General features: G+C 64.3%; 10 protein-coding genes and 2 pseudogenes. 8 read left to right on the forward strand and 4 right to left on the reverse strand.

Going from position 1 to position 14314, the window contains the following annotated elements; translation table 11 throughout:
• Positions 1–51: 51 nt before the first annotated feature.
• On the forward strand, positions 52–1185 hold the full coding sequence (locus tag ABZT14_RS15185; protein ID WP_356301786.1) for a bifunctional 2-methylcitrate synthase/citrate synthase: 1134 nt from the start codon (positions 52–54) through the stop codon (positions 1183–1185).
• A 775-nt stretch (positions 1186–1960) separates the two neighbouring features.
• Here ABZT14_RS15185 and ABZT14_RS15190 read toward each other — a convergent pair.
• Complete coding sequence (locus ABZT14_RS15190; RefSeq protein WP_356301788.1) at positions 1961–2413, reverse strand: hypothetical protein; 453 nt, start codon at positions 2411–2413, stop codon at positions 1961–1963.
• A gap of 819 nt (positions 2414–3232) precedes the next feature.
• Positions 3233–3769 carry a TetR/AcrR family transcriptional regulator gene (locus tag ABZT14_RS15195; protein ID WP_356301791.1) on the reverse strand — a complete coding sequence of 179 codons (537 nt, stop codon included), beginning with the start codon at positions 3767–3769 and terminating at the stop codon, positions 3233–3235.
• 121 nt (positions 3770–3890) lie between these two features.
• Here ABZT14_RS15195 and ABZT14_RS15200 point away from each other — a divergent pair, with 121 nt between their 5' ends.
• The gene (locus ABZT14_RS15200; RefSeq protein WP_356301795.1) at positions 3891–5102 is read left to right on the forward strand and encodes an MFS transporter; all 1212 of its coding nucleotides are present in this window, start codon (positions 3891–3893) and stop codon (positions 5100–5102) included.
• A gap of 71 nt (positions 5103–5173) precedes the next feature.
• On the opposite strand, the pseudogene ABZT14_RS15205 reads toward ABZT14_RS15200, so the two are convergent.
• A pseudogene (locus ABZT14_RS15205) lies at positions 5174–6030 on the reverse strand (methyltransferase).
• Positions 6031–6213: 183 nt separating this feature from the next.
• Entirely contained in the window at positions 6214–7614 is a 1401-nt protein-coding gene (locus ABZT14_RS15210) for an MFS transporter (protein WP_356301798.1), read from the reverse strand.
• 463 nt (positions 7615–8077) lie between these two features.
• Here ABZT14_RS15210 and ABZT14_RS15215 point away from each other — a divergent pair, with 463 nt between their 5' ends.
• The 6 genes and pseudogenes from ABZT14_RS15215 (at position 8078) to ABZT14_RS15240 (ending at position 14308) form a co-directional block, all read left to right on the forward strand.
• Positions 8078–8329, forward strand: coding sequence for a hypothetical protein (locus ABZT14_RS15215; protein ID WP_356301801.1), 252 nt, complete (start codon positions 8078–8080; stop codon positions 8327–8329).
• A gap of 93 nt (positions 8330–8422) precedes the next feature.
• The gene (locus tag ABZT14_RS15220) at positions 8423–9427 is read left to right on the forward strand and encodes an NAD-dependent epimerase/dehydratase family protein (protein WP_356301804.1); all 1005 of its coding nucleotides are present in this window, start codon (positions 8423–8425) and stop codon (positions 9425–9427) included.
• A 73-nt stretch (positions 9428–9500) separates the two neighbouring features.
• Positions 9501–10796 (forward strand): glycosyltransferase family 4 protein, encoded by a 1296-nt coding sequence (locus tag ABZT14_RS15225; protein WP_356301806.1) that lies wholly within the window; start codon positions 9501–9503, stop codon positions 10794–10796.
• 17 nt (positions 10797–10813) lie between these two features.
• Complete coding sequence (locus ABZT14_RS15230) at positions 10814–11653, forward strand: methyltransferase domain-containing protein (protein ID WP_356301809.1); 840 nt, start codon at positions 10814–10816, stop codon at positions 11651–11653.
• Between the two features lie 60 nt (positions 11654–11713).
• Positions 11714–13012, forward strand: coding sequence for an aminotransferase class V-fold PLP-dependent enzyme (locus ABZT14_RS15235; protein WP_356301812.1), 1299 nt, complete (start codon positions 11714–11716; stop codon positions 13010–13012).
• A 636-nt stretch (positions 13013–13648) separates the two neighbouring features.
• Positions 13649–14308: pseudogene (locus ABZT14_RS15240) on the forward strand (cytochrome P450).
• Positions 14309–14314: the final 6 nt, after the last annotated feature.

A 14314-nucleotide genomic window follows, 5' to 3' on the forward strand; every position in this document is an offset into this window, starting at 1 on the left:
CGGCCACCTGCGACCCCACTCCCGGTACCTGACCCACTGGAGACATCCACCATGACCGTCGTCCCGCCCGAGATCCACCGGGGGTTGGCCGGTGTCGTCGTCGACACCACCGAGATCTCCACCGTGATCGAGGAGACCAACTCCCTGACCTACCGGGGTTACCCGGTGCAGGACCTGGCCGCGCACCGCTCCTTCGAGGAGGTGGCCTACCTGCTGTGGTACGGCGAACTCCCCGACCCCGACCAGCTCCGGGACTTCCGCGCCCGGGAGCGCGCCCTGCGCCCGCTGGACCGGGCCACGCTGGAACTCCTCGCCCGGCTCCCCGAGACCTGCCACCCCATGGACGTGCTCCGCACGGCCGTCAGCTTCATCGGCGCCGAGGACCCCACCGAGGACGACGACAGCCTGGTCCGCAACCGGGCCAAGTCGCTGACCCTGCTGGCGAAACTGCCCACCGTGGTGGCCGCCGACCAGCGGCGGCGGCGCGGACTCGACCCGATCCCGCCCGACCCCGAACTCGGCTACGCCCAGAACTTCTTCCACATGTGCTTCGGCACCGTGCCGGAGCCCGAGGTGGTCCGCTGCTTCGAGATCTCCCTGGTGCTGTACGCCGAACACAGCTTCAACGCCTCGACGTTCACCGCCCGGGTGGTCACCTCGACCCTGTCCGACCTCTACAGCGCGGTCACCGCCGCCGTCGGCGCCCTGAAGGGGCCGCTGCACGGCGGCGCCAACGAGGCCGTGATGCACATGCTCAACGAGATCGGCGACCCCGGGCGCGCCGGGGAGTGGCTGGACCAGGCGCTGGCGGACAAGCGCAAGATCATGGGCTTCGGCCACCGTGTCTACAAGCACGGCGACTCCCGGGTGCCGATCATGCAGGAAGCCCTGGACCGTCTGGTCGCCCGCGCCGGTGACCCGGAGGTGACCCGGATGGCCACCCTGCACACCGCCCTGCGGGAGGCCATGGTCCAGCGCAAGGGCATCCACCCCAACCTGGACTACCCGGCCGGGCTGGCGTACCACCTGATGGGCTTCGACATCCCGGTCTTCACCCCCATCTTCGTGATGAGCCGTATCACCGGCTGGACCGCCCACATCACCGAACAACTCGCCCACAACGCCCTCATCAGGCCGCTGGCCTCCTACGACGGTCCGACGCAGCGGCCGGTACCGTCCGCATGAGGTCCACGGCACCGAGTACGACGGCCCAGGGCACCGCGACCTGTCCAAGGGAGGCCCGAGCCGGGTTGTCGGATGGCCCTGAGGATTTCAGTACCGCAAGGTTCATTTCAGTGGGTACTTCAGTAATGCACGAAAGGACTCAGTGCGGTCACTCAAGGTCATCAAAGAGTGCTCGTGAAAGGGGCGGGCAGGACATGTCGGCTGTCGCCACTCGCGTTGTCCCGGCTGGCTGCCCAGCACGATGAGGTGCCCCGGCTTCGGCGCCAACCGACTGAGGCTTTTGAGGCGGCGCCTGCCAGCGGGGGCTGACTGCACGGCTACGGTCGGGCCCCGCAACTGAACCCCACGGGTCTTGTGGAACATGACACCGCGTTCGCGTCGGAGAGTGAGGATGAACAGCACGTCATCCACGCAGAGTTGAGGGGAGGTAGTGGCTGATGGGTATTGACCGAGCCGGGCGACGGGAGCGGACGCGAACCCGTCCGTGCGGACACCATCGTGGGCGTCAGCGGCGATGATGAACGCGTGGTCGCTACCTGTCACGTTCCTCCAGGCGCTGGATGAGGCCAAGCGGGATAACCAGAACCTGGACCGCATCATCACCGGTAAGTGGGTTATCGAGACCGGGGAATGACAGTGGCGGTCGAAGACGTCGAAGGCCTCGACCCGCGCCAGCTCGGAGGGCGCTCAAGCGCGACGTTGGACGCCTCAGCGGCGGCAGTACCGGCCGGCTTTCGCACCGACGGTGAGCCTCATGCTGCGGCTGGCCGTCGCGCTACGGTCGGGGCCAGGCGGCGGGCGTGGCGGGTGGCAGCGGGATCTCATCCAGCCGCAGCCACCGCTCCTGCCCGTCCTCGGCGGGCAGATGGAACCGGATATCCCGGGCCTCGTCCGGCCCGTACGGAGCGTCACCGACGGCCCGCAGTAGTGCCCGCAGTCGTGGACCTTGTCGAACTGCTCCACGGTGGCGTCCACGATCCGCTGCGAGTCCGGGCAGCACCAACACGCAGTGCCCGTTCCACGATGTGCCTGTCCAGGACGGTTCCAGACTGCCGAAACGGTTCCGGTCATCGCCCTCGTCCTCGATCACGAGGTCCACCGGCTGGAGTTCGGCCCGCACCCCCAGTTGCCCGTAGGCGTGCCGCAGTGTCGGACAGGCGTCCACGCACACGTTCGCCGGGAGGCCGTCGACGTCGGAAGCCCACAGGTACGGCAGCATCAGCTCCACCAACTGTGTCCTGCCAGCCGAGGAGCGGGCAGGCGTCCCAGCCGAAGACCGCGAGGCCACCGCGAGCTTCGGCGTCCAGGACGAGCGCGGCGGCCGGTGGTCAGGGCGCCGTGGGCGACGCGGTGGGTGGTGTGCAGCAGCCTGGCGGCACCGTGGCACAATCCGGCGTCGGTGATCCGGTCGAGCTGGGCGGTATCGCCCAGGGAGGCGAGCAGGGTCGCTACAGTCGTCGCTCTCGAAGGACCTGATGATGTCGCTGGCTTGGCCCGACAGATCGTCAACTCAGCTGATAACGCCCGGTGGGAGGCGATTGCGTCCGGCGTCTTAGAGAGGATCCGCGACGGGGAGGCCTCCCCGAAGGCCCCCTCCACGCCTCCCCCTGCAGGCGATCGGCCGCTTCACCGACGCCGCTCGCGCACACCTCAACGGCGAAGGGCCGGGGCGACCAAGCATGATCGAGGTGTTCCGACGGGTGGTTCGTATTTCGGCGTCGTAGCCACGAGGCGCCCCGTTCATAGCGGTGACGCTGGCCCCGTCTGGTTGCGTAAGGTAATGCGGACCTGCTGAGTGGATCCGCACCAAGCCAGTTGTCCCGGCCGTCAGACCTCGTCCGTTCAACCGGAGACCTACCACTGGAGTAGTACGGCGGCCTGGAAGGACCTTCCGGGCGCGGCCCCTTCGCGAGGACTCGCACGAAGCCATGGTGCGTGCCTTTGCCCACCACATTGGGGAGACCAGCGGACTCGACGGTAGGGACGGGAGGCGGAGCACCGTGACCTGATGCTCGGAGCCGGCCGAACGCGGGGCCCATGGTCCCGGTCAGGTGCCGTGCCATACGCAGTCGTCGATCCACACGCACAGTTCGTCGAGTGCGGCTTCGACTCGCGCTTTGTCCCCCGTGACGAGGTAATCGTTCTGCAGACTCGAAAAGGCGCTATTGAGAAGCGTTGCTCTGGTCAGCGCACTGCTCTGGGGCAGGCCTCGGTGCACCAGACAGGAGGCGACGAACTCGGCCCGGCCTCGCACGAATCCGGCGTCGGGCAGTGTCAGCCGGCCGGCGGCTGCGAGCCCTTCGATCTCCCGGATGAGCCGGGTCATGGCCAGCTCCTCGGCGCCGAGGTTCCGCTCCCATGCCGACCGGACGAGGGAGCTGACCCTGACAGCGGGGTCGTGCCAGCCTGGCGTTGAGCGCAGCGCCTCGTGCTGCCGTTCGTCGAGCCGTTCGAGGACGGCCGAGAGAAGGGTGCTCTTGTCGGTGAAGTGATGCGTCAGCACACGAGTGCTCTGGCCGATGCCCTCCGCCAGCGTTCGCAGGGAGAAGCTGCCGATGCCGGTAGTGGCGAGCTGCTCGATCACGGCGTCAATCACCTCGCGTCGGCGTTCGGGCCTGACCGGTCTGGGCACTTCGACCCACCTCCTCATCGTGCTGTGGGAGCACTCTGCCCACAGTTAGAGAAACGATCGTTACCCTTACGGTATGAAGTCCCGTACTACAGCCCGTCCAGTGTGGCTGTTCGCCCTGGCGCTTGCGGCGTTCGCCGTGCAGACAGACGACTACATCATCATTGGAGTCCTCCCGGCGATCTCGGCCACCGTCCACCTGTCCGAGACCGCCACTGGCCAACTGGTGACGGTGTACTCGCTGACTTACGCACTCGCCGCGCCGATGTGGGCGTTCTTGCCGCTCCGCATTCAACGACGGCGCGCACTGTGCGTGGCCCTGACCGTTTTCGGCGCCGCGAACTTCGCGGTCCTGCTCGTCGACACCTACGCAGCACTCATGACGCTGCGTGTCCTCGCCGCGTTGGCCGCTGCCCTGGTTCTGCCCACGGCATTGGCCGCAGCGAGCGCCGAGGCACCGCCGGAGCGTCGGGGCCGCTACCTGGCCACCGTCATGACCGGCCTGACCGGGGCAGTGCTGCTCGGTGTCCCGGCCGGCACCTGGATCGGCGCGGTCCTCAACTGGAGGGCAACCTTCGTATTCGGCGGCCTTCTCGGTGTTGCCGCACTCCTCCTGCTCGTGCGCACGCTCCCGCGTGCGGAAGCGTGCGCGGTCATGGAGCGCAAAGCACTCGCCGACATGGTCCGCCCGCTGCTCAACGGCACCGTCACGGCAATCCTGGTGGTCACCGTCCTGACCGTTGCCGGTAACCTCGCCTTCCAGACTTACATCGCGCCCTTCCTGTCCGGGGTCTCGGGAGTCACGCCCACCATGTTGGCCGTGTTGTTGGTGTGTTCCGGCGCCGGAGGCCTACTTGGTACCCAGGCCTCCGGGCGCCTGATCGACCGATACGCCCCCGGCCGGGTCTTTGCCCTCGCGAGCCTGGTCTTCTGCGCCACGATGCTGGCCTTCGCGGGACTCTGGACCGTCAGGCCGGTCCCCGTCGCGCTCACCGCCGTGTTGCTCGTTGTCTGGTCGGCAGCCGCGTGGGCGGTGCCGCCCAGCATCCAGTCTCTGATGCTTGCCCGAGTGGGGACGGAGGCGGCGACGCAGGCGATGGCCGTACAGAGTAGTTCCGTGTATGTCGGCGCGGCGCTCGGGGGAGCGGTCGGAGGCGGTGTCATCGCGGTCGGCCTGGGGCTCGTGCCGGCCGCCGCAGTGGGCCTGGCGTTCCTTGGCCTGGTGACGCTGCTGCCAGCTATGCGGAGCCGCGCTGCGGCACCGGAGAAGCAGCAGGAGACGGTCTGACCTCTTCGCGTCCAGGATTGTCCACTCAGAGAAGGGCGAGGTGGACAATCCCGGGCGGGCCGACGCTGAACTCAACGACTGCCGTTCTTCGGCACGAACTCCATCAGGTACAGCCCCTCCCCCTCGGTCGGCAACGTGGCCGTTGGGCGAAGGTCTGCCTCCTTCACCAACCGGCGAAGTTCCTCTCTCGTACGCTCCACACCACCCAGGACGACAAGCATGGCCATGTCCCGCTGACTCACCGCGAGTTGTCCGTAGGACGCCTGAGCGTCGTCACGGATCCGGTCCACGACGAGCAGTCGACCCGGGACGGGGAGGGCATCGGCGCAGCGACGCAGGATGGCGATGGCGTCATCGTGGGCCAGTCGTGGAGGACGTGCGTCAGAAGACATACGTCTGGGTTGCCTGGCAGCGGGTCGAAGAAGTCACCGCTGACGGCGGTCGCCCGCTCTGCGACACCTTCCTCGGCGAACAGCGCGCCCGCCCGCTTCGCTGTCCGGTCCTGCTCCACAACTGTGCCTCGCAGGTGGGGGTGGGCGCGTAGTACAGCGGACAGAAGCCTCCCTGTGCCCCCGCCAACGTCCGCTACGTGATGGACGGACTTCCAGTCCCACGTGTTGGCGAGCCACGGACCGATCCCGGTTACATGCACCGACATCGCTCGGTCGAGTGCCTCCGCGAGTTCAACGTCGGTGCTGAGCGCGTCCCAGAACGGTTCCCCGAAGGTGTGCTCCCACGCAGGCCTTCCGGTACGGACGGAGTGCAGCAGTCCCGGCACCACGCGATCACCTGCCCGTGCCCAAGCATCACTCTGGTCGAGGAAACCCGCGACTCCCGCCGGGTGGTCACTGCGTAGGGCCTCCCCCAACGATGTCACTAATAGCCCCCGGGTTCCTCCCACCGCAGCAGCCAAGTTCGCCAATGGCACAGGAGACGGGACAGAGCCTTCGGATCAGCTCCCGTTCGTGAGGCCAGGGCCTCGGGCCCGGCAACGCCTCCGCGATCAGGTCGGGTAAGCGCAGGCTGACAGCAGCGCGTATCGCCCAGGGAGTGAAGAGCGTTCCTATACTCGGTGCTCATCGAGTTGTCCCTTCATAGGAGAAGGGGGAGTTCAGTCCTTTTCCGGTCGGGCCCCCTCAGTGGCCGACCGAGTAGAGCGCGTCGGGCGGACGTCGTTCCGTGCGCTGCTTCTCCGCGCTGCCAGGGGTGGCGGGTCGTCCTCTCCGGCTGTTTCTTGCGGCCCGAGGTGTTCCGGGTAGAACTCCGACAGGCGGCTCAGCGACCCCAGACTCAACACGGCGGTGGCCACGACGAATCCGGCCACCGACCACGCAGACCCCGTCAGCGCGACCAGCCGGTCGGAAACCATGGGCGCCAGGGCGCCTCCTGCCATCACCCCAGTGTTGAAGACCAGGGCGACAGCGGTAAATCGGAAATGGGTCTCGAAAACGCCTGCCAAATATGCGCTCAGCGGCCCGGAGTAAATGGCGTAGACGAGCATCGACACGCAGAACCCCAGCACGATCATCCATGGCGTCCGGGTTCGGAGCAGCCAGACCAGAGGAGCGGCCCACAGAGCGCAAAGCACTGCGCCGGCGATGCACAGCCGCCGCCGCCCGAGCCGGTCCGAAAAAACTGCCGATGCGAAACCGACGACGGACTGCACGCCAATGGAGCTCAGGGTGGCAACCAGCATCGTGTCCTCAGAGATACCGAGAGTCGTTGTGCCGTAGGAAAGCGCAAAAATCTGCGTCACGAAGTAGAGGACGTTACCGACAACCATCGCACCTACTGAGAGGAGCAGCGCCCGCGGTTCGCGGCGGACGACCTCGACAATCGGGATTCGTAGCCTCTCCTCGCGCGCCATGGCGGACGTGAACACAGGGGTTTCAGAGATCGACATCCGCACGAAGACGGCGATTGCTGCCAGGGCAAGACTGAAAAGAAACGGAACGCGCCAGCCCCAGCTCTGGAACTGCTCCGGAGGCATTTCGGTGGAGAGGGCAAGGAAAACCGCATTGGCAAGCAGGGCTCCGAGTGATGCGCCGACTCCAGGGAACGCCGAGTAGAGGCCCCGGCGCCGCGGCGGAGCATGCTCGACGGCCAGCACGACCGCCCCCATTCCCTCACCTCCGAGCGCCGCCCCCTGCGCCACACGCAAGAGGACAAGGAGGACAGGGGCCGCGACGCCGATACTCGCGTACTCGGGAAGAAGGCCGATTGGGAAGGTCGCAGCCGCCATCATCAGCAAGGAGACCACAAGCACCGATCTGCGGCCGTACCGGTCGCCGAAATGACCGAAGACGAGTGCCCCCAACGGACGCATTACAAAGGCAACGCCTATAGAAGCGAAGGCAGTCAGAGAGGCAGTAGCGGTATCGGACCCCGGGAAGAAGATATCGGGGAAGACGAGCACCGCGGCAAGAGCGTAGCTAAAGAATCCGAAGTACTGGCTGGTGGTTCCCACCAAGCCGGCGAAGGCGATTCTGCCGACCTCAGAATTCTTACTCACAAAGGAAGTTTCTTGTATCACGGTGCCCCCATCTACCTACGGCGATCTTTGATCGAGTCCGCAGAAAGGCAGCGTACCGGTGCTAGCCATCGCGCCGAACGTGCAGATTCAGCCCCTAGTTGGGCTATCGCTTGACCCAGCGACCCCACACCGTTGTTGACGTCGGGCATTACGGGATGAGACTCAAGCAGTGTTCCGAAGCAGCCCAAGTGCGCCCGTCACTTCAAGTATTTTTGGCATCTTGCTTCACGCACGTTACGCGCATACTGACTCAAATAAGGCGCCTGCTTAACATTGACTTTCTCCTCTTGTCGGGCACAGACTGTCAAAGGTCGAGGCGAATTCATGCCCAATTACGAAGGCATGGGGACACTCGAAGTCCACGCCTCGATGACCTCCCCTTTTCTCTTCGTTCGCCACTCAGTCGGGAGAGTTGATTCTGCTCGCGATCACAAAACGTGGGGTGAACTCCGAGGAGGAGGTAGCAGCAGTCTCCGTTTCCAAAGGATTGGAGAGCAACATGCGCAACGAGCGCACGGAATGGGCTCCCGTCAATACGGCGTGGATGCCTGAGCGCACCCAGTGGGCTCCGGTCGGCACCACGTGGCTGTCCGAACGCACCCAGTGGGCTCCGGTCGGCACCACGTGGCTGTCCGAACGCACCCAGTGGGCTCCGGTCGGCACTGCGTGGATGCCTGAGCGCACGCTCACCTGACCGTTGCCGCACTTCGCACACCACGCAGCCGCCGCTTCGGCGGCGGCTGCGTACGTCGGAGCACCACACCACCGAGAGCTGAGGGGAACCATGATGTCCAAGAATGTACTGGTCACCGGGGGAGCGGGGTTCATCGGGCGCAACATGATCCGGGGCATGCTCGGAGATGGATACAACCTCACTTCCTTGGACAACTTCAAGATCGGTGGCTGGCAGCACGTCCCCGAAGACATCCGCGACCACGTCGAGTGGGTCCAGGGCGACACCCGGAATCTCGATCTGCTGATGCAGGTGATGCGAGGTAAGGACGCAGTAATTCACTTGGCCGCGCCGTCCTCTTTCCTCATGTACGAAGAGGACCCGGTGGGCGGTGCCTCGGTAACGACGCACGGGTTCATCAACCTTCTCGAAGCCATGCGCCGGCAGGACATCCGCAAGCTGGTATACGCGAGCACCAGTGCCGTGTACGAGGGGAACCCTGTTCCCTACGTCGAGAGCATGGAACTGAACCCCCCGGACCTCAAGGCACTGTCGAAGAAGTGGAACGAGGAGGTGGCTCGGCAGTACTCGGAGAGGTACGGGATTACGGCCATCGGGATGCGCCCATTTAGTGTCTACGGCCACGATGAGTTCAGTAAGGGCGGTTACGCGAACGTCATTTCGCTGTTCGTGTGGGCGCTGCTAAACGATGCCACACCGATAGTATGGGGGGACGGAAGCCAGACTCGTGACTTCATCTACGTCGAGGATGCCGGCCGAGCTTTCCAGGCCGCCTTGGAACGGGATCTGAAGACCCAGGAGTTCAACCTGGGAACGGGGGTTGAGACGTCCTTCAATGAAGTTCTGGACCTGGCCGGTCAAGAATTGGGAAAGAGAATCGAACCAAAATTCGTGGAAGTGCCGATTGCGATCTATGCAGAGCGACTTCTGGCGAATATAGATCAAACTGTGGACGTCCTCGGCTTCCGTCACGAGGTCGATGTGCGTGAGGGGATACGCCGCGTAGTCAAAGCCGCCAGAGAGGCGCAAGCGACGCGAAAGTGGACGGGTATGAGCAGCGCACAAATGTACTTCGAAACGCTGTCCGCCACCCAATAGTTCGGATGGGTGCCCCGCAGTAGCCCCCGGGGCACCTACACCGATGCGCAGCAAGGATGGAAGGAGAAGTATGGTGACCAAGATCCTGGCTCTCACGGACTCATCCGACGATATCAGAAATTTCTGTGAGGAGGCAGATACACTCTTCTTCCGGTTGCATCCGCTACCGCCCACAGAGCATACATACGAGCGCTTCTACGAGATGTACCGGGCGTTGAAGTCGTCCTGTGATCTCTCCATCGTGGATGTTGTGATCGCTGAATATGTCGAAGCGGTGCCGCTCGTATACTTCATGCGGCGGGACGGTTACAACGCCCCGGCTCTCATGATCCCCCACAGCAATCCGTACCCTCTAAACCTCCTCTTCTACTTCCTACTTGTCGCGGAGCTCTCTCATCCGCAAGACCTTGTCATCTGCGGTTCCGAAAACGCAGTTCGGGCCTATGAGCACCTCACCGGGATACCAGCAGCGAATATCTGCACCTTCGGAATCAAAGATGTGTACGGCAGACAAGACAGGAGCGAGTGCCGGCAGCTCCTGGGACTTCCCCAAGACCGCCAGATCCTGCTGTATACCGGACGGTTCATGAACGACAAGGGTTTGGGTGCCCTCCTTTCTGGTTATCACCTACTGCGGAAGGACAACCCGAGTGCGCTTCTTGTCATGTCCGTGACCCATATTGATCCTCCGTACTACAACCGGTTGGCGGCGCAGATGGAAGATGTGCTCCTATTCCATCGGCTGGAGAAATGGCAGACGGCCTCTCTCTACAACGCGGCTGACCTTTTCGTTTCCGGCGCCACGAGCATCTTCGAGACCTATGGGAAGTCGCCGCTGGAAGCCCTGGCCTGCGGAATACCGGCAGTGGTGCCCCGATGGGATGGCTTCCCGTACTTCATCGACGACACGAACGGCGGCCTCGTGGATGTCGATTACCTAGATCACAGCAACGACAACCCATACGAGTTCGCCCGGATGTCGGAGAGTCATTTCGCGACGGTCTGCCAGCAGGTCCTGGAACGTCCCGACCCCTTCAACTACCGGGTCCCGGAGTGGGCGAGATACGACCGGACCATGAAGGTTCTCCCCGGTGTACTGAAACGCATGGCCGGCAGTGGCTTCCGGCAGGAACCAACCCGCACACACAAGATCGACAAGAGCCGGTACCCGAATTCGGTCACCGCGATCCTTGAGCACTACGGCCTGGCGGAGTCGGAGGACCTCCTCGCGAAGGCCGACCGCCTGGGGCTCATCGATCGATCGGAGGGGGGCAAGGAAACGCTCTTGAGGAACCTCCACCACGACCTGTTCGGAGTGATGGTCTCCGTCACCGATGCACCGTTGCGCAGCGGGAGCGCGACCCGATGACGGATCCTCGGTATGCGGTGCAAGTCATCTTCGATGACATAGCCCCGGAATACGACCGGTCGGGAGTCACCTATTTCGGCCCCGTCGGTGAACGGCTCGTCGCTCTAGTGGGCATCGTCGCGGGGCAGACCGTCCTGGACGTGGGGACCGGCCGAGGGGCCGTGCTTTTCCCCGCGGCGAGGGCCGTGGGGAAAAGCGGGCGGGTCACGGGTATCGACCTCTCGCCGGCCATGGTGGAGGCGGTGCAGGAAGAAGCCCGTGGGCAGGGTATGAGGCAGATTGATGCTGTGGTGGGGGAGGGACAGTCACCGCAGTTCCCACCCGGGGCCTTCGACGCCATCACCGGTGGGATGAGTGTGCACATGCTCGCCGATATCCCCGCTGCGCTGCGCACCTACCATCGGCTGCTGCGTCGTGGTGGGCGGCTCGGACTTTCTGCGCCGGCAACAGTTGATCACCCGGAGCCGGAAGTCTTCGGTCTGCGCTCGATCGCCCGGTTCTGTGCGGCCCACGATTCGGGAAGCGGCATCTATCCCTATGCAGAGGCCTTCGGCGGACCGCAGCAGGTCCGTTCCGATTTGCTGGCAGCGGGATTCGCGAACGTCGAGGTGGGCGAGGAGTCCGCATTCATCACCACAGCCTCGTCAGATGCGTTCCTGCGGTGGACCTGGACACATGGCATGCGAAAACTCTGGGAGCGGGTGTCTGCGAGCGAACGGGAACGCGTGAGTCGGGCCATCACGGCCGAAGTGAACGCCCGCAGCGAACACGCTGATCACGTCGTCCTGCGTACGCCCGTCATGTACATCACCGCTTCGAGGCCGGAAGCCTCCGATACGGGGCACACCCCGACCTGAGTCCGCCAGGTCCTCCGGGGCCCGGAGGACCGATTCTGCGAACAATCATCTTCTGAAGGTATGCGGCCGGATCAGGCCGATGTGATGGGACGGAAGGACGAGATGACGCCCACAAACTCTGATCTGTCATCTGCAACCGAGGCACGGCCAGGAGAGGCCCGGCTTTGGGAATGGGCCCGCGAGCAGTTCGACTTGGATTCCTCCTACATACACCTGGCCCTGTCGATGTTGGCCCCTCACCCGCGTCCCGTCCGCGAGGCCATCGCCTACCACCGGGAGCGACTGGACCGAAACCCTGCCCTCCATTTCCACCAGCGAGACGAGCGCGTTCGGCGAGTGCTCGAGCGGGCGGGCGTCTATCTCGGTGCCGACCCCGACGTGATAGCCCTCACCGAGAGCACCACGGCCGGTATGGCCGTTGTCTACACCGGCATGCGGCTGCGGCCCGGTGACGAAATCCTCAGCACTCGGCACGAACACTATGCGGCCTCCGAACTCCTGCGCTTCAAGGCGGCTGCCAGCGGTGCCACGCACCGCTGTGTGAGCCTCTACACCCACGGACCGGCCGCAACACGTGACGAGATTGTCTCCACCATTGTCCGGGAGATCCGAGATAACACCCGAGTCCTCGCCCTGACCTGGGTCCACTCAGGCACCGGAGTGAAACTCCCACTGGCAGAGATCGGGAAGGCGATGACGGCGGTCAACGCTGGCCGCTCTGAGGACCGCCAAGTGCTCATTTGTGTGGATGCCGTCCACGGCTTCGGGGTGGAGGACTTCGCGGTCGGGGAGCTCGGTTGCGACTTCTTTATGACGGGATGCCACAAGTGGCTCTTCGGCCCCCGGGGTACGGGGCTGGTCTGGGCGAGCAAGAAGGGATGGAAGGCGGTCGAGCCCATCATGACCTCTTTCGATGTGGAGGTGTTCTGGCCGTGGTATCTGGGCCGGACCCCCGACGCGGAGGCTCCGCGAGCTCGGCTATGCACTCCTGGAGGCTTTCCCGCCTACGAGCACCGCTGGGCACTGGCCGAAACCTTCGACTTCCAACTCGCCATGGGGAAAGACAAGGTCGCCGCACGCATCGCAGACTTGAACACCTACTGCCACCAACGGCTGTCGCAAATCGATGGCGTCACCGTGCGCACTCCGTCCGATCCCGCGATGCGCTCGGGTATGACCTGTTTCGACATCGAAGGCCGAGAACCGGGAGAAATCGCTGCCGCTCTGGAGGAGCGGCGTGTCATGGCCGGGCAGACACCTTACCGGGAGAGCGCAGTGAGGTTTGCCCCCGGCATCCTCAACTCGGCAACCGACATCGACCGAGCTGTCGACGTTCTGGAAGGGATCATCCGCGGTTGAACCCCACAGGGACACACCAAGTCCTCAACCGTTCGCCCGTGCGACAGAAGAGCAGTGATGACCAACAGTGGCGTACAGGGAGCCAACCTTGCCGACCAGTCACTCGAGTACGAGGCGCTGGTGGCCTGGCGGACCCGTATGCGGAAGATCTCCCCCGTGCACCACGAGAAGAACTCGGTTACTGGCATATGTTCAGGCACAACGACGCCACCGCGGTGCTGGCCGACCATGAGACGTTCTCCTCCGACATGCGTGACCTCATCGCCCAGTCCGAAAACTTCGCCACAGTGGCCAACAGCGCGTTCTTGGGTTCGACCCACCCCAGCACAAGAAGTTGCGGAACTTGGTCATCAAGGCGTTCACCCCGCGTGTGATCCAGGAGCCGGGTCCGCGCATCTCTCAGATCACCGAAGACCTACTTGACACCATGGGGGACGCTGAGAAGGTAGAGCTCATCGAGCAGTTCGCATACCCACTCCCACTCACTGTCATGGTAGAGCTGCTGGAAAACCGCTCGTCGAACGCATTCACTTCAAACGGTGGTCCAACGCCTTGTTCTTCCGAGGACGTACGGACGAACCTGTCGTCGTCGCTCCCCATGAGGTGCTGGAGTCGGTGGAGCCGGCGATCGGGGAGATGAACGCCTATTTCCTGGAAATCATTCGGGCACGCCAGGCTGAGCCCGGAACCGACCTGATCAGTAAGCTCGCCACCGTTGAGAGTGACGGAGAGCGACTTGAGGACGAAAAGATTCTAGGAGTCTGCGGTTTCCTTCTCGTCGGCGGGCACATCACTACGACGATGATGCTGGGCAGTGCCGTACTCCTCCTCGCCGTTCGCCCCGAGCTCCTCAAGAGGTTGCGCGGGGACCTTGGGGCTGTTCCCCGCGGCGGTTGAGGAGGTACTGCGTACAGAGGGCAGTTGCCTGCTGCTCCGCGCCGCACAATGCGAAAGACGACGGTGCGAGACAAGGAGTTGCCCCCAGACGCGATCGTCCTCGTCTGGCTGACGTCAGCCCTCCTTGATGAAGCGGTCTTCCCCACCGCCGATCGGTTCGACATCGGACGTAGCCCCAATCCGCATCTTGCTCTTGGCCGGGGCATCCACTACTGCCTCAGTGCGCCGCTGGCTCGGCTGAAACTAAGGATCGCGCTGGAAGGCAGCTGCGGCGGTGGAGCGGATTCGAGGTCCTGGACGGGGTCAGATTGGAGGATCCGGACCGTCGTACCCGGCCCCCGCCGAGTGGCGCCCCGCTCCCCGGGTCGGGGTGCCACTCGGCGGACCGAGGCTCCGTAGCCGCTC

Origin of the sequence: Streptomyces sp. NPDC005438 (assembly GCF_040606315.1) — a bacterium.
In the GTDB taxonomy this organism is placed as follows: domain Bacteria; phylum Actinomycetota; class Actinomycetes; order Streptomycetales; family Streptomycetaceae; genus Streptomyces.